Raw genomic sequence first — 19,228 nt, 5'->3', positions numbered from 1 at the left:
AAGAAAATGTCTGAAATGCTTCATGCTCAAAACGTCGCCAAAAGCTTTACCCTCCACACTCAGGGCAGCGTGACCATCCCGGTTTTTGAAGGTATTGAATTCATGCTTTCGGCTGGCGATTGCATCGCGCTGACCGGTGAATCCGGTTCGGGGAAAAGTACCTTCATGCGCATGCTTTATGCCAATTACACATGCTCTCAGGGGTCCATCAAGGTGTTCCATGATGACGACTGGCTTGATATCACCACCGCCAGCCCGCATTCGGTACTGGAAATCCGCAAGCGCACGCTTGGCTATGTGTCGCAGTTCCTGCGCGTGATCCCGCGGGTGCCAACCCTTGATATCGTTGCCGAACCGCTGGTGGCCCTTGGCACGGATCGGGAAACTGCAACCGAAAAGGCACGCGACCTTTTGACCCGACTGCGCATCCCCGAACGTCTTTGGCAGCTTTCGCCGCTGACCTTTTCGGGCGGGGAACAGCAACGCGTAAATATTGCGCGTGGTTTTATTGCCGACTATCCGATCATGCTACTTGATGAACCGACCGCATCGCTTGACGCCCAAAATCGCGCCACAGTTCTGGCGCTGATTGAAGAAGCCAAAAGCCGTGGTGCGGCAATTGCCGGTATTTTCCACGACCATGAAACCCGTGATGCAGTCTGCACCGGGTCGTTTGATGTGACTTCCTTTAAAGTTGGGGCCAATGACTGAACAGATTTTTACCAACGCCAAACTGGTTCTGGCAAACGAAGTCATTGAGGGCGCCGTGCAGGTCAAGGACGGAAAGATCAGCGATGTTTCTGATCGACCGTCCAACATCCCGGGTGCCGAGGACATGGGTGGCGATTATCTGATGCCGGGCCTGGTCGAGCTGCATACCGACAATCTCGACAAACATCTGACGCCGCGACCCAAGACCCGCTGGCCGGCCACAGCCGCCGTTGTCGCCCATGACAATCAGGTCGCCAGTGCCGGGATCACCACCGTATTTGATGCGGTATCCATCGGCGATGTCAACGAAGGGTCTGAACGCATTGTACGATTGATTGAATCGGTCTCCGCACTTGAACACGCGCTGGAAAATGAGTTGCTGCGCGCTGATCACAAGCTCCATCTGCGTTGCGAAACATCCTTCCCCGGCATGGTCGAGGCCCTTGGTCAACTGATTGATCTGCCACTGGTCAGCATGCTTTCGGTAATGGACCACACACCGGGTCAGCGCCAGTTCGTCAGTCTTGATGCTTATTACACCTACTATCAGGGAAAATATGGCCTGAACGACGAGGAAATGCGCAAATTCATCGCCACCCGCCGTCGCGATGCCGAGCTTTATTCCGAGAAGCATCGCCGTCATGTGGTCGAACAGGCCCATGCCAAGGGTCTGGCCCTCGCCAGCCACGATGACGCCACCGAGGCCCATGTGGCCGAGGCCGTCGCAGATAAAATGACAGTGGCCGAATTCCCCACCACGCTTAAGGCTGCCAAGGCATCGCATGAAGGTGGGCTTGGTGTCATGATGGGCGGGCCGAACCTTGTACGCGGCGGATCACATAGCGGCAATGTTGCTGCCGGTGATCTGGCAAAGCAGGGTTACCTCGACATCATTTCAAGCGACTATGTGCCGCACAGTCTTTTGCACGGCGCGATGAAGCTGTTTGACGAGTTCGAAGGCTACGACCTGCCGCGTGCCATTCGCACCGTGTCGCTTAACCCGGCGACCCAGGTCGGGCTTGATGATCGCGGTGAAATCGCACTTGGCAAGCGCGGCGACCTGATCCGCGTACACCATTCCCCGCACCATCCGATTGTGCGCGGTGTCTGGCGTGAAGGTGTGCGGGTATCATGACCGGGGGCCATGACCATAATGGCCCGACCGGATACGGACTTCTGGTCCTTGTCGTCGGCCCCAGTGGCGTTGGCAAGGACACCCTTCTTGATGCAGCCCGGGACAGACTTGCCCAAGACAAGCAATTCTGTTTCCCGCGACGCTGCATCACCCGACCGGCCGGAACAGTTGGCGAAATCCACATTCCCGTTCGCCCCGAAGATTTCGGGCAGATGGCGCGCCAAGGCGCCTTCCTTCTGAGCTGGAAGGCACATGATCTGGGGTATGGCATCCCGCGCCATGTTCTTGAGGAAGTCGAGGCGGGCAAAACCGTCATCGTCAATGTGTCACGCAGCGTGATCGAGGATGCCTGCGAGCTTGTCGGTCGGAAAAATGTCCGGGTCGTGAATATACGCGCCAGCGCTGAGGCCCTGCGCAAACGTCTTGAAGCACGGGGCCGTGAAGACGCCCTTGATATCGAACGCCGCCTTGCGCGAGCATCGGCCTATCAGGTAGACGGCGATTATGTTGTGCATGTCGATAATGACGCCGACCTTGAAACAGGTATCCTGCGCTTCATTCGGGCACTTGAACTGCCACAACCCATCGCAAATCGGGCATAGGACTGGCACTGGCACCGGCAAACAAAAATGCTGCACCCTTAAAGTGCAGCATTTTATCCATTCAACGAGAAGCGTTTGAGCAATCTGAACGGCTTCTGATCGCCCGGATCACCAAAAAGACAGACCTCACGCACGGTAAATGGTGCCTCGCAAAGCGGTACGACCTGACCCGATAATGCATCCCTCATGAACGTGACCTGATCATCCGCGAGCTTGTTGGTCAATGTCAGGTGGAAGCGGAATTCATCCATGACATAGGGGTAGCCCCAACGCACAAGATTTTCTTCCTGACGATCACTTAAACCTGCCGCCCGACGCTTGTTCATCGCCGCTTCGTCTTCGGGCTGCCGGAAGTCATCCAGTTTGCGCACGAACGACGCCGCAAGCTCCGCCAAATCTGCGACGGGTTCGGTTGGAACAAGCGCCAGAAACCGCCCAAGCGGCTTTAGCATCAACGGACCGCAAACCACCGGCGCCGTTACATCGCACAAATCGGCGATGGCCAATTCAAGATCAGAAAGATCCATACCACCAGCCAAAGAAAATGGCGGTTTTAGCGTTCCGTGAAACCCATAGCGGGTTGGCGATGTGGTTGCTGCGACGATGTCAGCTTCGGATAAGCCAGTGACCTCGGGGCGATGTAAAACATTCCCGGTTTCGGGATCCCGCCCCAACCAGGCATTCCCAAACTGCCCCAGCGCGCTTTGCGGTTCTGGCGCGAAGTAAATGCCATAGCGTTGGTATTGTTCAGTCATGAATGAACTCTGTAAACAAAAGCAGATGAGAAAACAAGAAGCGCCGGAGCGATTAGATTAACCTCCGACGCCGATCTTATCACTGGGAAAGTCAGCCCCCTTAGACCGTATCGTATCGCAGGCAAAAGTCCCGCACCGGAAGCGTTCGGAAATCCTGCAATCTTTCGCGCAGCATTTCGTGCGACCAGTCCCACCAGCGAATGCGTAACAATGACTCGATAATATCGGCCTCAAACCGCGGACGCAGCGGTGCTGCCGGAATACCCGTCACAATCGTGTAGGGCGGGACATCCTTGGTCACCACCGCACCCGATCCCACGACAGAACCGATGCCAATGGTCACTCCACCCTGGACAATTGCCCCGTGCCCGATCCAGACATCGTGTTCAAGTCGCACGCGCTTCTCACGACGCCAGTCAAAGAAGGCCGGATCATCTTCACCCAGTTCATAAGCGCTGGAGCGATATTGGAAATGATGCATCGAGGCCCGGTCCATCGGATGTTGTCCCGGGTTGATGCGTGTATGGGCAGCGATATTTACGAACTTGCCGATATCGGAATAGATGATCTCGCTGTCATTCACGACATAGGAATAATCATCCATTTTCGTTTCGCGCATCGAGGTTCGTGCACCGACTTCGGTCCAGATCCCCATTTCGCAATCAACGACAATCGCACTATCGTCAATCGTGGGCCGTTCCGACAATGCCTTCATTGCCGGTTTGGCCTGCGTGATCTTAAAGCCCATCGATCAAGTCACCAGTTTGCGAAGACGCTGGGACACCATATCCAGCAAACTGACCGAAATGATGATGATGATCATGACCGCCGCTGTTTCCGCGTAATAGAAGCCACGGATATATTCCCACAGCACCATGCCGATGCCGCCGGCCCCAACAATGCCCAGCACCGTCGCCGACCGCACATTGGATTCAAAGCGATACAGCGAATAGGAAATCCAAAGTGGCAAGACCTGCGGGATCACGCCAAAGATGACTTCCTGAAGCGCATTGGCGCCCGTTGCACGAATGCCTTCGACCGGTTCGGGATCAATCGCCTCAACAGCCTCGGAAAACAGTTTGGCCAGAACGCCCGTGGTGTGAATCCAAAGGGCCAGGACACCGGCAAATGGGCCCAGGCCGACCGCAACGACGAACAGCATGGCAAAGACCATTTCGTTGATCGCGCGGAAGGAATCCATCAGGCGACGGACCGGCTGATAGACCCAGACAGGAACGATATTTTCAGAAGAAAGAATACCGAACGGGATCGAACAAACGATGGAAAGCGCTGTGCCCCAGATCGCAATCTGGATGGTGATCCACATTTCTTCGACATACATCTTCCACATCAGGAAATCGGGCGGGAAGAAGCCCTCGGCAAAGTCGACCATGTTGCCGCTGTTTTCAAACAGCGCCATCGGGCGCATATCTGCCCCCTCCCACGACATGGCCAGAAGTCCAAGGATGATCGCCCAAAGCAGGAAGCTTGATGCAGACCGTTTAAGGTCACGCGGCGGAAGCTCCGTTGCGACAGATGATGTCGAAGAAATGCTGCTGTTCATCGTTCAAATCCCGGAATTAAAAGCAAACAGGGAGCGCACCCTTGGCGCACTCCCTGTCGAAAAGTCGGTTACTGGTAGGCAACCAGGATGTCGAGTTCAGCAAGTTTCTTGTCGATCTCGGCAACACGTTCTGCTTTTTCTTCAGCAGAAAGCTCTTCGGTGTTCTGGATTTTCAGCTTGTCCTTGAACAGGGCCAGCTGACGGATCGGGTAAAGCTGCGCGTTGGAGCTTTCCATGAAAAGACCCATGCCATCGGAGTTGTTGGCAAGAACTTCCTTGGCACTTTCAACATCACCGAAACGACCGTAACCAAGGAAGAATGCCTTGATTTCGGATTTCATTTCGCGCGACAGGTCCTTACGGTAAACCATCGGGTCAGACGGGATCAGGGGCGAGGTCCAGATGACTTTGACCTTGTCGGTGATTTCCGGCTTGTTCATCTGGGTACGGCCAAGCTGCTCGGAGTTGTTGGCAGCAACATCAACCTGTTTGTTGGCAGTCGCCATCAGGTTGGTTTCGTGGTTGGCGTTACGAACGGTCTTGAAGCACTCTTTCGGGTCAACGCCGTTTTTCGCAAACACATAATAGGACGGAACCAGGAAGCCCGAGGTCGAGTTCGGATCACCGATCCCGAAGTTCAGCGAACCGTCACATTTCAGCATGTCTTCAAGGGTTTTGACCTTGTCGTTGTCAGCCTGGGTGATGATGTGGGAATAGTAGCCGTTCGACCCATCGGATTTCGACGTCTGAACGAAAACTTCACCACCAGCGCGGTCAACGGCTTCCATTGCCGACTTGTTCCCAAACCAGCCAACATGAACCTTGCCAAAGCGCATGCCTTCGATGATGCCTGCATAATCGGGGGCAAAGAATGCCTCGACGTCTTTGCCAAGTGCTTCTTCCATGTCATCGATCAGCGGCTGCCACTGAGCTTTGAGGTTAGAGGTAGATTCGGTCGAAATGATACCAAAAACGATGGTTTCCGGATCCTGTTCGAGCGGCTTGAATTCAACATCGGCCTTGGCAACAACGGATGCCAGCATCGTGGCCGCAAATGCTGCGGATGCGATTGTCTTAACGTTCATAAGAAGTCCCCTGTCAGAATAGATTTGGACATGTTTCGAGAAGGTAAGGCAGTCATGACAACTGGCCCGGCTAGCTTGTTGCGACAGCCAGGTCCTTTTCTGCGATGGGCTTTACAACAGGCTCGGCAGCCTGTGCCGCACCATCGGCAAAAAGTTCGGAAGAATGTTCGCCGTAAAGTTCCTGAAGGAATTGCGGCGTCAGTTCGCTTGACGGTCCGTCAAAAACGACTTCACCATCGCGCATGGCGATGGTGCGTTTGCAGTAGTCTTTTGCGTAATCAACCTGATGAAGCGATACGATGACGGTGACGTTGTCTTCGCGGTTCACGCGATCAAGCGTGTTCATCACCTTGCGCGACGATGCCGGATCAAGCGATGCAATCGGCTCGTCAGCAAGAATAAGTCGGGCGCCCTGGGTAATGGTGCGCGCAATGGCCGCGCGCTGCTGCTGACCACCTGAAAGGTTACGCGCTTTCTTGGAAGCATGGGCATCAATACCAACACGCGAAAGCGCGCTCATGGCGCGCCGTTTTTCAGCCTTGGTGAACAGGCCAAGCGATCCGCGCCATGCCGGAACACGGCCCAAAAGCCCCATCAATACGTTTGTCAGAACCGACAGGCGGCTGACCAGATTGAACTGCTGGAAAACAACACCGATTTCAGTGCGCACCTTGCGCGCACCGCGGGATATTTTGCCGTTTTCCTGAATGATCTCGCCAAACACCGCGATCTTGCCGCCGTCGCGATCCCCGCGCAGCAAACCGGCAATGTGACGGATCAATGTGGATTTTCCCGAACCCGATGCGCCAATCAGCGCCACCATCTCGCCTTCCCGCACTTGCAGTTTGACATCGCTGAGTGCGCGCTTGTCACGGGTAAAGCTTTTGTTCAGTCCAGAGATATCTACAACCAGCATCAAAAAGTCGCCTGAATGTGTTTCGCTGGATGAAGAAGCTACGCACAAACGGCGACTCTACGGTGACACTGATGTTACAGTTCGATGATTACGCAGAGCATATCGCCCCGACAACAATTAAACTTGTCTATACATCAAGAATTCATCGAAGTATTTTCCTGTAATTCCCACATTATTTCTGTAACAGTCCCGACTTTCTCAGCAGAAATTTATCTGATGAATGCCCCATCTTAAATCTATAAGACAGTCAAACATTCTGCATCGACAATTTTGGCATAAATACAGACACATACACTGGGAAATTTATTTAATTTGACCGATGGCTTCCATGACGTCGTCTTCGATCTCAAGACCCTCATCTTCGGCAAGCGCACGTGCCTGCTTGCCGCGACGCCCCGGCAGACGCACGCCTTCTTCTGCGGCAATCTCGTTTGCAATATAGGCAAGGTGATCCATTACGCCCACGCCGCCGGTTGCCTTGGGGTCAATGGCAATGATCAGTTGTCCAAGCGCAGGTGGTGCGCCTTTGTCATCAAAAAGTGACGAAGACTGGTGACCGAACTGTGCGCCGGTAAGTCCAGCCGCAAGCAGTTCCACCATCATGGCAAGTGCCGCCCCTTTGACCCCACCAGCCGGGATCATCGTACCATCAAGGGCTTTCTGGGCATCAGTGGTCGGGTTGCCATCCACATCCAGTGCCCAGTCGTCGGGAATTTCCGCACCTTTCTGCTTTGCAGCCATGATTTTGCCGCGCGCAACTTTTGACAGGGCAAGGTCAATGATGATCGGATCACCGGCATCGCCCACCGGCACACCGAAGGCAATCGGGTTTGTCCCAAACATCGGACGGCGCCCGCCCCACGCTGCCATTGCCGCCGGCGCATTGGCAAACATCATTGCCGCTAGCCCCTGTTCTGCAAGACGTTCAACCGTCAGGCCCATGACGCCCGCGTGATGTGATCTGTGGATTGAGGCAATCGCAATACCCTGAGTGCGGGCCATTTCTGGCAAGTGACCCATCATCAAATCAAGCGCCGGATAGGCAAATCCATGCTGCGCGTCAATCCGCAGCACGCCGGGAGACGGCTTTTCAAAAACCGGCCGAACCGTACCATCAACTTTGCCGGCTTTTGCCTGCGCCGCATAAGCCGGCACGCGACGAAATCCGTGCCCGCCTTGTCCGGATGCCTCCGCCGCCACCAGTGCGGTTGCCACCGATGCGGCATTTTCGGCGATTACGTTGCAACGCATCAGGGTTTCACACACAAGCGTGTGGGCATCTTTAAGCGAAATCTTCATCGGTGGTGGGCCTTGATTCTAAAAACGGGAAAAGACGCAAGGATCATGCGCCAAAGGGCTTTACAACATAGCCATAAGCCATCGCCCAGCGCAAAGACGTTTTCAAGGCGAGCTCCATCTGTATGGCGCACAGGTCTTTGAAAATATGATAGGCTGAATTGCAACCATCGGCAGTAAGGCCGGGTATGATCGGGCAAGCAACACAGGATTCCACGCATGTATCGTGTAAAGTACAGGTTCGTTTCCACTTTGGCCGTCGCGGCTTTGGTATCGCTTGGAGCGTGCAGCGCGACGTCAAATGGCAATATGTCCGCTGACTGGTCGACTGTCACCGGTCAGGAGTGGCAATTGGTCAATGTGACGGAAGGCAACAGCACCCTTTCGCCAACACCGCCAGTCACGGCAACCGCAACATTTTCCGACGATGGCATGGTATCAGGCAATGCCGGGTGCAATCAGTATTCCGGCGGCTACACACAATCCGGATCGTCACTTGGCGTCGCGCAACTGGCAATGACGCGGAAAATGTGTATCGCAGAAGAAGCCATGCAGATCGAGAACGCCCTAAGTGGTGCTTTCGTTCTCGTTGACAGTTGGGATGTGACGGACGGGCACCTTGTTCTTCGGGACGTTGACGGCAAGGCCGTGATCGAATTTGCGCCCGGCAATCCCTGAGCATTCCCAACACTTTGCAAGATCTGACAAAACAAAAGGGGCACCGTTTGGTGCCCCTTTTGTTTTTGGGATGTGTCGCGGCCTATGAATGGCCGCGACACATACAAGTCTGTTTTCTAGTCCTTGCTGTTAGATGCTTCTGCACCTGCCCCGACCGCCTTGGGTTCGGAACGCAGGCCCTGAATGATCGAATAACAGGCCAACAACAGCACGATCGCGAACGGGAAGCCCGTCGAGACGGCCATGGCCTGCAATGATCCAAGACCACCGCCCAGCAACAATGCAATCGCAACCAGACCTTCGAAGGTGCACCAGAACACACGCTGGGGAACAGGTGCATCGACCTTGCCGCCTGCGGTGATGGTATCAATCACAAGCGAACCAGAGTCCGAAGACGTCACGAAGAAGACAATCACCAAGACAATCCCGATAAAGGATGTGATTGCCTGCATGGGCAACTGGTCAAGCATGGTGAACAGCTTAATCGGAAGACCTGCTTCGGCAATCGCCGAGACACCCTCGCTGACCATGTGAACCGCGGTACCGCCAAAGGCAGTCATCCACAGAACGCAAACCAGAGACGGAATGATCAGAACGCAGGTGATGAATTCACGGACCGTACGGCCACGCGAAACACGTGCGATGAACATGCCGACGAACGGTGACCAGGAAATCCACCACGCCCAATAGAAGGACGTCCAACCCTGGCTGAAGTTGGCATCTTCGCGACCGACCGGGTTCGACAGCGCAGGCAGGTATTCAACATAGGCAACCAGGCTGGTGAAGAAGCCGGTGATGATGTCCATCGTCGGACCAACCAGCACCACAAACAGCAACAGCAACGCTGCCAGCACCATGTTGATTTCCGACAGGCGTTTGACCCCGGCATCCAGACCGGCCAGCACCGAAATCAGCGCGACACCGGTAATCCCGACGATCAGGAAGACCTTCGAGGTATCGGAAACCGAAATGCCAAACAGGTAATCAAGCCCGGCATTGGCCTGTTCGGCCCCGAACCCAAGCGAGGTCGCAAGACCAAACAGGGTTGCGAAAACAGCCAGAATATCGATGAAGTGGCCGGTCCAGCCCCAGACACGCTCGCCAAAGATCGGATAGAAAATCGAACGAATGGTCAGCGGCAGGCCCTTGTTAAAGGAAAACAGTGCCAGTGCAAGAGCCACCGTGGCATAGATCGCCCACGGGTGAAGACCCCAGTGGAAAATGGTCGCAGCCATGCCAAGATCAAAGGCAGCATCGGCATCGCCAGCTGCAGCACCGAGCGGCGCCCAGTCCGAACGAAGGCCATCTTCACCAACAGCAATTCCTCCCATCGAGCTTGAGAAATGTGAAATCGGCTCAGACACGCCATAGAACATAAGACCGATGCCCATGCCTGCAGCAAACAGCATGGCAAACCAGCCAGAATAGGAATAATCCGGTGTTGCGTCCGCGCCACCGAGACGCACACGGCCCAGCGGTGAAACAATAAGGAACAGACACAACACGACGAACACGTTGGCAGCAGACAGGAAGAACCAGTCGAACGTCGATGTCAGCCAACCACGCAGGTCGTTGAACATCGGCCCGACACTTTCCTGAAAGGCCAGGGTAAGAAAGACGAATGCAACAATCGCAAGACCCGAAATCAAAAAGACCGGGTTGTGGACATCTAGTCCAAACGGCCCGATCTCTGCCTGGATATTGTCTTGCCCGATTTCATATTCTGTATCAATCGGGTTCGCAGCACCGTCCGGGCTTTCAATGCCCGTATCAGTTTCAGACCCCATTTGAAACTCCCTAGGTTAAATGAATATACAGCTACCCCTAGCCGTAAGAGTTCTTCCGCATTCCTTAACGCACCAGGAACACAGAAAGATCCGAGTGAGACGCCACATATCCGCCATGCGATGCAAAGATATGGTCGGCAACGCCGGGGACGTGCGATGCCATGACGATCACGTCAACACCAAGTTCGTCGGCCTTGGCGACAAGTTCCTTGCTGAGATCCACCGCAGGATCATGCGAAATGTGGGCGATTGCCTTGGTGCTTACACCATGCTTGGACGCCAGATCTTCGGCGAAGGCCTGAAGTTTCTGTTCAAATTCCTTTGGTGTATGCGCAACCGATGACGGCGTATTGGTACCGACACCGAGAAGGCTTATCTCGGCCTTGTAATGCTTGGCTAGATCGACCGCCGTTTTAATTGCTTTATCCAATTTTTCAACGTGGGCCAAATCGACAGGCACGAGCATCTTCTGATACATTCATTCCTCCGTTATGTGCACCACCCCCGAAGTCCATGATTTCACGAAATATCAGGGTAGCGGCAAAAGCCTAACACTGACCGTGTTCAAAATCAAAAACCGACTTTCGAAATCTCACATAAACATTGCTGCAGTATTGTGCGCACAAATCGGTGCACAAGTTTGACAATACTTGCTTATGAAACCTGCCGAATTGGCATTGGAATTCTGCGCCAAATCCCGAATCGCTTATTGAATATTTTTCGAATTCAAATACCGATTTCAGGACCTTTTTGTACCAATTTTCGATGTTCGAACCTGAAAATTTTAAAATTTTTTTCGTATACAATAATGCGGGCGAATTCAAACGACCGAGCCGGTCGTAAACCCCTTATCGGGCAAGGCATTTCTTGGAAAAATCCATCGGAAATCTATTCTATTTTCCAGAGAATTTTTAACCATAAAAATCTATTCAAGGATGCCGGATGTTGGCAGACCTGTGTGCTGTCGGCTTGATGAAGGCACCGTACTCGTGTCACGATATGCTCGATTTGTGCACTGTCTGTCCCACACACATGTGCTTTCAGCTCAGGACATCATAGGTCCTGTCTGAACATATTTGCTGGATGCGCCTTGCAAAAGGCCAACATCCATGGCCGTGCACATACCCGAAAGGGGAAATTATTGTGGCCAACGGGGGAGTTCAATAGCTGCGCAAAAGCGGTGACATGGCACAACAGCGCATCTTCACGCTGCATGCCCGTTTGTGTCCGAACGACACCCAAACCTGCTCTACCAATCAAAACCAAATCGCGGGTGGAAACTGCCACACCAATTAAATAATTCAGCAAGATCAAAAGCATCAGAGAAGGAACAGGGATGACTGACCCTATCAAGCATTTTGCGTCACGCGTCACCGCTCATGAAATGAACCGCCGCGAGTTTATCGGCCGTTCGATGGCCGCCGGCCTGACCCTTGCAGCTGCCACCAGCCTTTACGGCAAGGCAGCCATGGCACAGGAACCCAAACGCGGCGGTCATCTGAAACTTGGCCTTCAGGGCGGTTCTTCGACGGACGTAATTGATCCGGCGAAATCGTCTTCGCAATTCACCTTTGCCATGAACCGTAACTGGGGTGACACCCTGGTTGAATCACATCCGTCCAGTGGCCTTGCCGTCCCGTCCCTTGCAGAGTCCTGGGAACCGAATGCGGATGCATCGGTCTGGACATTCAAAATCCGCAAAGGTGTCGAATTCCACGATGGCTCCGAACTGACCATCGATGATGTTGTCAAAACCCTGAACCGCCACACCGACGAAAAGTCGGAATCCGGCGCACTGGGTGTTCTGGGCTCGATCAAGGGTATCGAAAACAAGGGCGGCGATCTTGTCCTGACCCTGTCCGAAGGCAACGCTGACCTTCCGCTGCTGCTAAGTGACTATCACCTCGTGATTCAGCCGGGTGGTGGGTATGACAACCCGAATGCCGGCATCGGTACCGGTCCGTTCAAGATCGACAACTTCGAAGCTGGCGTGCGCGCAACGTTTGTGAAAAACGAAAATGACTGGCGCACCGATCGCGGCTTTGTTGATTCCGTCGAAATGATCGTGATGAACGATGCGACCGCACGTATGGCAGCCCTGTCATCGGGTCAGGTTCACTTCATCAACCGTGTTGATCCGAAGACCGTTGGCCTTCTCAAACGTGCACCGAATGTCGAAATTCAGACCACTTCGGGCCGCGGCCACTATGTCTTCATCATGCATTGCAACACCGCGCCGTTCGACAATAACGACCTGCGTCTGGCGCTGAAATACGCGATGGACCGTGAAACCATGGTCGAGAAGATCCTTGGTGGTTACGGCAAGGTCGGTAACGACTTCCCGATCAACGAAACCTATGCCCTGTTCCCGGAAAGCATCGAACAGCGCACCTACGATCCGGACAAGGCGGCCTTCCACTTCAAGAAGTCCGGCCATGACGGTTCGGTTCTGCTGCGTACGTCCGATGTTGCCTTCCCGGGTGCAGTTGATGCCGCAGTCCTGTATCAGGAAACCGCCAAAAAGGCCGGCATCGACATCGAAATCAAGCGCGAGCCGGGCGACGGTTACTGGTCGAACGTCTGGAACGTTCAGCCGTTCTCGACCTCTTACTGGGGTGGTCGTCCGACCCAGGACCAGATGTACTCGACCGCCTATCTGTCGAGCGCTGACTGGAACGATACCCGCTTCTTCAATACCGAGTTCGACAAGATCCTTCTTGAAGCACGTGCGGAACTCGACCAGGCCAAGCGTAAGGAAATGTACCACGACATGGCGCTGATGGTCCGTGACACCGGTGGTCTGATCCTGCCGATGTTCAATGACTTCGTGAACGCAACCACGACAAACGTTTCCGGCTTTGTCGATGACATCGGCAACGACATGTCGAACGGTTTTGTTGCTTCGCGTCTGTGGATCAACAGCTAATCAGTTGGGATGCCCTGCATCCCGATGACTGAAGATATGCGGGATCACGACCTTATTGGTCGTGGTCCCCGTCTTGTTGTTCGCCTGTTTGTTTAAGTCACGGTCTGATCGAAATTTCCAGATGGAGGCAAATTATCCTTTGCCGTCCCACCCGTCTTGAATTTCCGTTCAGGCCACTAAGGGGGAGTATGTGTTCATGGCCAATCCCTTGGCCGGCGTGCGAGCCGCGCGACACAGACTAAAAGAAACCCATCCGTTATCGGTACTGATTGCCGAACGACTGGGCTTGAGTGTGTTGTTGCTTTGGGCTGTTTCAGTCCTGATTTTTGCTGGCGTAGAAGCCCTTCCGGGCGATTTCGCCGAAACCTATCTTGGGCAGTCTGCGACACCGCAGGCAATTGCCAATATCCGCGAAGACCTTGGTCTGGATCGTCCGATTACGACCCGCTATTTCGAATGGCTTGGCGGTGTTGTTCAAGGCGATTTCGGCAATAGCTGGGCCAGTGGTGCGCCGGTAAGTGAACAAATCACCAAGCGTCTTGGGAACTCTTTGTTCCTGGCGTTCTTTGCTGCGGCAATTTCGGTGCCGCTTGCAGTTGGTCTTGGCATGGTTGCAGTTCATTATCGCAACCGTATTCCTGATCGCGTGATTAACGTTCTGTCGCTTGCCGCGATCTCGCTGCCGGAATTCTTTATCGGTTATATCCTGATCGTGTTCTTTGCCGTGCAGATGGGCGTCGCGACTTTCCCGTCCACCGTCTATGACAATATGGGCTGGTCGGAACGACTGGGCGCAATTGCCCTGCCGACGGCAACGCTGGTGATGGTGGTGCTCGCACACATGATGCGCATGACCCGTGCAGCCATCATCAGTGTGATGTCATCGGCCTACATGGAAACCGCCGAACTCAAGGGTCTTGGCGCATTCAAGGCCATCGTCAAACACGCGGCTCCGAATGCCATTGCCCCGATTGTCAACGTTGTTGCCCTGAACCTGGCCTATCTGGTTGTGGGTGTTGTCGTGGTCGAGGTTGTCTTCGTCTATCCCGGCATGGGCCAGTATATGGTTGATGCCGTAACAGTACGTGACATGCCTGTCGTGCAGGCCTGCGGCCTGATCTTTGCGGCGGTGTATATCCTGCTCAATATGGTGGCCGATATCGTCGCCATTGTCGCCAATCCGAGACTGAGGCATCCGCGATGAGATTACGTGAAATCCCGCTGACCGCCTGGATCGGTATTCTGGGCATTCTGTTTGCTTTTGGCTGTGCCGTCCTTGCCCCGCTCATCGCGCCCTATGGGGAACGCGAAATTGTTGCGGGTGTTTGGGAACCGGCCAGTGATCTTTATCTTCTGGGCACCGACAACCTGGGCCGTGATCTGCTTTCACGCCTGATTTACGGTGCGCAGACAACCCTGTTTGTGTCGCTTGCAGCATCGATCCTGTCGTTTTCCATCGGCATTTTCCTGAGCTTCACGGCCGCTGTTTCCGGTGGTCCGATTGATCAGGGACTGTCGCGTCTGAACGATTTGATGATGTCGATCCCGACCCTGATTTTCGCGCTGGTCGTTCTGGCTGTTCTGCCGCAGAACATCTTTATCCTGATTGCCGTGATGGCCATTCTTGACTCAACGCGCGTCTATCGTCTGGGCCGGGCAGTTGCGCTTGATGTTGCGGTGATGGAGTTTGTCGAGGCTGCCAAACTGCGTGGTGAAGGCCGGATGTGGATCATCTTCCGTGAAATTCTGCCCAACACGCTTTCGCCGCTTCTGGCCGAATTCGGGCTGCGTTTCGCCTTTTCGATCCTGTTCCTGTCGACCCTTTCGTTCCTGGGTCTTGGCATTCAGCCGCCGGCTGCCGACTGGGGCGGCATGGTCAAGGACAACAAGGATGGCATCATCTTTGGCATTCAAGCCGCCCTTATTCCGGGTGGCGCGATTGCGGCCCTTGCCATCTGCGTAAACATGGTTGTCGACTGGTTGCTGAAACGTACTTCCAGCCTGAAAGGAGGCCGCGGCGATGTCTGATCTTTTATCGGTACGCGATCTGCGCATTGGCGCGACCATCTTCCCACCGGGTGAAGCACCGCAGGATATCGAGATCGTCCATGGTGTGTCCTTTGATCTGCAAAAGGGCAAGGTCCTTGGCCTGATCGGGGAATCCGGTGCGGGTAAATCCACCATCGGCCTTGCAGCCTTGGCCTATGGCCGGGGTGGTGTACGCATCACCGGTGGCGAAGTCCTGCTTGATGGCGAGGACATCCTTCCGCTGGATAAAAAGGGTATCCGCAAAATTCGCGGGGCCCGTGTTTGTTACGTTGCTCAATCGGCTGCGGCATCGTTTAACCCGGCGCACAAACTGGGTGATCAGGTGATTGAAGCCACGGTCGAACACGGCCTGATGAGCCGCGATGAGGCCCGCAAACGCGCCGACTATCTGTTTGAAATTCTGGGTCTTCCAGACCCAAAGAATTTCGGGAACCGTTTCCCCCATCAGGTATCGGGTGGACAGCTGCAACGTGCCATGACCGCCATGGCACTGTGTTCCAAACCGGAATTGATCGTCTTTGACGAACCAACCACAGCCCTTGACGTGACAACCCAGATCGACGTTCTGGCCGCGATCAAGAATGCGATTGAAATGACCGGGACAGCAGCCCTTTACATCACCCATGATCTGGCCGTTGTGGCCCAGATTTCGGATGACATCATGGTGCTGCGCAACGGCGACACCGTCGAATATGGTCCAGTTCAGCAGATCATTGAAAACCCGCGTCAGGAATACACCAAGGCGCTGGTCAATGTGCGTCAGACCAAACAGACCGAAGCCCGCGACCAGACGGACGCTTTGCTGAAGGTTGAAAACATCTCGGCTGCCTATGGCAACGGGGTGCAGGTTCTTCATGACGTATCGCTGCATGTGCCTCGCGGTCAGACACTGGCTGTGGTGGGCGAATCCGGTTCGGGCAAATCCACATTGGCGCGTGTGATCACCGGGTTGCTGCCGCCCTTCAAGGGCAGTGTCAAATTTGGTGATGACGAACTGTCCAACGCACAAAAAGACAGGTCACGCGATCATTTACGCCGTATTCAGCTGATCTATCAAATGGCTGATACCGCGATGAACCCGCGCCAGACCGTCGGCCAGATCATTGGTCGTCCGTTGCAGTTCTATTTCGGCATGCGTGGTGCTGAGCGCAGAAAAGAAGTCATCAAACTTCTTGATGAAATCGAGATGGGCGAAGCTTTCTATGACCGCTATCCGGCCGAACTTTCCGGCGGGCAAAAGCAACGTGTGGCCATCGCACGTGCCCTGGCCGCAAAACCGGAATTGATCCTGTGTGACGAGCCGACCTCGGCCCTTGATCCGCTGGTGGCCGAAGGCATCCTTGATCTTTTGCTGCGTCTGCAAAAGGAACGTCAGGTGTCCTACCTGTTCATCACCCATGACATCGCAATTGTGCGTGCAATTGCCGATTCTGTTGCGGTGATGCTGCAGGGCAAGCTGGTCGATTTCGGCCCGCGGTCCGAAGTCCTGAACCCGCCATTTGACGATTACACCGACCTTCTTTTGAAATCGGTGCCGGAAATGGAACTGGGCTGGCTGGAAAAAGTTCTGGCCACGCGCAAAATGGAAAGTGCCGGTCACTAAAAAGCCGTGCAAAAACAAAAAAAGGCGGCCCGGATCATGGGCCGCCTTTTTGAATAAGCCCCACATAACCACTCCAAAGGACCACGCCCCAATATGTCCGACAGAAATTTCACTGTTATTGAAAACACCTTTATCACCATCGCAGACGGCACCCGATTGGCTGCCCGCATGTGGATGCCCGAAAATGCTGAAAACGACCCGGTTCCTGCGGTGTTTGAGTTTCTGCCCTATCGCAAGGGCGATGGTACCTGTGCGCGCGATGAGTCGACCTATCCCGAATTTGCCAAGGCCGGCATTGCCGGCGTGCGGATTGATATTCGCGGATCGGGTGAATCAGACGGTGTGATTGACGGCGAATATACCGAACTTGAACTGGCCAATGCATGTGAACTGATTGCATGGATCGCCGATCAACCGTGGTGCAACGGATCGGTCGGCATGATGGGGATTTCCTGGGGCGGATTTAACTGCCTGCAGGTTGCTGCCCTGAACCCGCCTGCGCTCAAGGCGGTGATTTCCATCGCATCAACGGTGGACCGCTATAACGACGACATTCACTATAAAAATGGCTGTCATCTCTCGGCACAACTGTCATGGGCAGGCACAATGCTGGCCTATCAGTCACGCTCACCTGACCCGGCCTTGGTTGGTGATGACTGGCGCGCGATGTGGCTGCACCGCCTGAAGGAAGAGCCGCTCTTTTTGGAAGAATGGCTTCAACACCAGACCCGCGATGAATTCTGGAAGCATGCCTCGATCTGCGAGGATTTCGATGCCGTCAAAATCCCGTCGATGGTTCTTGCCGGGTGGGCGGATGGCTATCGCAACACGCCAATGCGCGCGATTGAAGGTATGCCAGACAGGTCCAAGGCCCTCATCGGCCCGTGGGTGCATAAATACCCGCATTTCGCCTGGCCAAAGCCGCGTGCCGACTTCACGGGCGAAGCCATCAAATGGTGGAACAAATGGCTGCGGGATGATGATAACGGTATGGATGACCTGCCCCAGATGCGCGCCTATATCCTCGATGGCCCCAAACCGGCCGCTCGGCGTGACTTTGATCCGGGCTTCTGGATCGCCAAGGACACATGGTCGGAACCCGAAACCCAAACCCTTTATGTCAATGACGGCAAGCTCGCCTTCGAGGCAGGTGACGAAAGTACCCCTGCTGCCGACATTTACCTGAAATCACCGCTCGATACCGGCACTGCATCGGGCGAATATTTCACGCTGAAACCAGATGCCGAAATGGCCATTGATCAGCGTCCGGATGACGCCGGATCGCTGGTCTTTGAAACCGCACCGCTTGAGGCCGAGATTGACCTTCTGGGGCGTCCGGTTTTGCGCGTTGATCTGGAATGCGATGCGGATTGGTCGAACCTTTGTGCACGTCTGGTCGATGTGCACCCTGATGGTACCGCGACCCGTGTGTCGTTCGGGGTTCTGAACCTTGCCCATCGTGATCTTGAAGCCAATTATAACGATCCCAAACCGATGCCGCGCGGCAAGAAGGTGACCATCACACTTGTTCTTGATGCCTGCGGCTATCGTTTCAAGCCGGGTCACCGCATGCGGCTTGCACTGTCGACATCCTATTGGCCAATGATCCTGCCAGCACCCTTTGACGCGGGACTGACTGTATCACCATCTTCTATTGCTTTTGATCTGCCGTTGCTCGGCGCGCACGAGAAGATTGAGGTCAAGGAACCGGACAATCCCGATCCGCTGCCCAAATATATCGAACACAAACCGGGCCGGACGGAACGGAGTGTTCAACGCAATCTCACGCAGAACGAAACCCGTTATCGCATCTATGAAGATACCGGGCTGTTTGAACATCCTGACTCGCGCCTGTCGACCCGCCAAGTGCGCAGCGAAACCTGGACGATCAACCCGCTTGATCCGACATCGGTCACGGGCGAGGCCGCCTGGACCTGCGATCTTGAACGCGATGACTGGTCGGTGCGCACCGATTGCCATGTGGAACTCAAATGTGATCGCGACAACTGGTATGTGTCCGCCTGGGTGATCGGCTATGAGGGCAGTGAACAGGTGTTTGAAAAGAAGTGGGAAAAGACAATCCCGCGAGACTTCATGTAGGCATCTGCAGAAACGAAAAAG

17 protein-coding genes are annotated in these 19,228 nt (G+C 54.6%); 9 read left to right on the top strand and 8 right to left on the bottom strand.

Translation table 11 applies throughout. The features are described from left to right. Positions 1–6: 6 nt before the first annotated feature. From phnL to phnN, 3 genes are read left to right on the top strand one after another with little or no spacing between them, the layout of a single operon-like run. Positions 7–711 (top strand): phosphonate C-P lyase system protein PhnL, encoded by a 705-nt coding sequence (gene phnL / locus AUQ43_RS01435; protein WP_062953856.1) that lies wholly within the window; start codon positions 7–9, stop codon positions 709–711. Then, entirely contained in the window at positions 704–1,846 is a 1,143-nt protein-coding gene (locus tag AUQ43_RS01430) for an alpha-D-ribose 1-methylphosphonate 5-triphosphate diphosphatase (RefSeq protein ID WP_062953855.1), read from the top strand. The genes phnL and AUQ43_RS01430 overlap by 8 nt, the downstream gene beginning before the upstream one ends. Next, positions 1,843–2,448, top strand: coding sequence for a phosphonate metabolism protein/1,5-bisphosphokinase (PRPP-forming) PhnN (phnN, locus tag AUQ43_RS01425; protein WP_062953854.1), 606 nt, complete (start codon positions 1,843–1,845; stop codon positions 2,446–2,448). Before AUQ43_RS01430 ends, phnN begins: the two co-directional genes overlap by 4 nt. A gap of 53 nt (positions 2,449–2,501) precedes the next feature. On the opposite strand, the gene AUQ43_RS01420 is transcribed toward phnN, so the two are convergent. The 6 genes from AUQ43_RS01420 to AUQ43_RS01395 all read right to left on the bottom strand — a co-directional run bounded on the left by AUQ43_RS01420 (position 2,502) and on the right by AUQ43_RS01395 (position 8,067). Beyond that, complete coding sequence (locus tag AUQ43_RS01420) at positions 2,502–3,203, bottom strand: DUF1045 domain-containing protein (RefSeq protein WP_062953853.1); 702 nt, start codon at positions 3,201–3,203, stop codon at positions 2,502–2,504. A 100-nt stretch (positions 3,204–3,303) separates the two neighbouring features. After that, positions 3,304–3,951: a chloramphenicol acetyltransferase gene (locus AUQ43_RS01415; RefSeq protein ID WP_062953852.1), complete on the bottom strand. Its 648-nt coding sequence runs from the start codon at positions 3,949–3,951 to the stop codon at positions 3,304–3,306. A gap of 3 nt (positions 3,952–3,954) precedes the next feature. Next, the gene (phnE, locus tag AUQ43_RS01410; RefSeq protein ID WP_062953851.1) at positions 3,955–4,767 is read right to left on the bottom strand and encodes a phosphonate ABC transporter, permease protein PhnE; all 813 of its coding nucleotides are present in this window, start codon (positions 4,765–4,767) and stop codon (positions 3,955–3,957) included. A gap of 68 nt (positions 4,768–4,835) precedes the next feature. Continuing rightward, positions 4,836–5,852, bottom strand: a complete 1,017-nt coding sequence (gene phnD, locus AUQ43_RS01405) for a phosphonate ABC transporter substrate-binding protein (RefSeq protein WP_062953850.1) — start codon at positions 5,850–5,852, stop codon at positions 4,836–4,838. Positions 5,853–5,922: 70 nt separating this feature from the next. Next, complete coding sequence (gene phnC, locus AUQ43_RS01400) at positions 5,923–6,768, bottom strand: phosphonate ABC transporter ATP-binding protein (RefSeq protein ID WP_062953849.1); 846 nt, start codon at positions 6,766–6,768, stop codon at positions 5,923–5,925. A 303-nt stretch (positions 6,769–7,071) separates the two neighbouring features. After that, the gene (locus tag AUQ43_RS01395; protein WP_062953848.1) at positions 7,072–8,067 is read right to left on the bottom strand and encodes an Ldh family oxidoreductase; all 996 of its coding nucleotides are present in this window, start codon (positions 8,065–8,067) and stop codon (positions 7,072–7,074) included. Between the two features lie 216 nt (positions 8,068–8,283). On the opposite strand from AUQ43_RS01395, the gene AUQ43_RS01390 reads away from it, so the two are divergent. Then, the gene (locus AUQ43_RS01390) at positions 8,284–8,742 is read left to right on the top strand and encodes an META domain-containing protein (protein WP_084271943.1); all 459 of its coding nucleotides are present in this window, start codon (positions 8,284–8,286) and stop codon (positions 8,740–8,742) included. Positions 8,743–8,858: 116 nt separating this feature from the next. On the opposite strand, the gene AUQ43_RS01385 is transcribed toward AUQ43_RS01390, so the two are convergent. Together AUQ43_RS01385 and AUQ43_RS01380 are read right to left on the bottom strand one after the other, a co-directional pair. Then, positions 8,859–10,529, bottom strand: coding sequence for a BCCT family transporter (locus tag AUQ43_RS01385; protein WP_062953846.1), 1,671 nt, complete (start codon positions 10,527–10,529; stop codon positions 8,859–8,861). 64 nt (positions 10,530–10,593) lie between these two features. After that, complete coding sequence (locus AUQ43_RS01380; RefSeq protein ID WP_062953845.1) at positions 10,594–11,007, bottom strand: universal stress protein; 414 nt, start codon at positions 11,005–11,007, stop codon at positions 10,594–10,596. An 858-nt stretch (positions 11,008–11,865) separates the two neighbouring features. Between AUQ43_RS01380 and AUQ43_RS01375 the strand changes: the two genes are divergently transcribed. The 5 genes from AUQ43_RS01375 to AUQ43_RS01355 all read left to right on the top strand — a co-directional run bounded on the left by AUQ43_RS01375 (position 11,866) and on the right by AUQ43_RS01355 (position 19,207). After that, positions 11,866–13,455 (top strand): ABC transporter substrate-binding protein, encoded by a 1,590-nt coding sequence (locus tag AUQ43_RS01375; RefSeq protein WP_062953844.1) that lies wholly within the window; start codon positions 11,866–11,868, stop codon positions 13,453–13,455. Positions 13,456–13,651: 196 nt separating this feature from the next. Next, complete coding sequence (locus AUQ43_RS01370) at positions 13,652–14,659, top strand: ABC transporter permease (RefSeq protein ID WP_062953843.1); 1,008 nt, start codon at positions 13,652–13,654, stop codon at positions 14,657–14,659. Further along, on the top strand, positions 14,656–15,483 hold the full coding sequence (locus tag AUQ43_RS01365) for an ABC transporter permease (RefSeq protein WP_062953841.1): 828 nt from the start codon (positions 14,656–14,658) through the stop codon (positions 15,481–15,483). The genes AUQ43_RS01370 and AUQ43_RS01365 overlap by 4 nt, the downstream gene beginning before the upstream one ends. Continuing rightward, a complete protein-coding gene (locus AUQ43_RS01360) occupies positions 15,476–17,107 on the top strand; it encodes an ABC transporter ATP-binding protein (protein ID WP_062953839.1) in 1,632 nt (543 codons plus the stop codon). Before AUQ43_RS01365 ends, AUQ43_RS01360 begins: the two co-directional genes overlap by 8 nt. 93 nt (positions 17,108–17,200) lie before the next feature. Then, positions 17,201–19,207, top strand: a complete 2,007-nt coding sequence (locus AUQ43_RS01355) for a CocE/NonD family hydrolase (protein ID WP_062953837.1) — start codon at positions 17,201–17,203, stop codon at positions 19,205–19,207. Positions 19,208–19,228: the final 21 nt, after the last annotated feature.

Source organism: Thalassospira sp. MCCC 1A01148 (genome assembly GCF_001613795.1).
GTDB lineage: Bacteria > Pseudomonadota > Alphaproteobacteria > Rhodospirillales > Thalassospiraceae > Thalassospira.
This window is presented reverse-complemented; position numbering and strand designations above follow the sequence as displayed.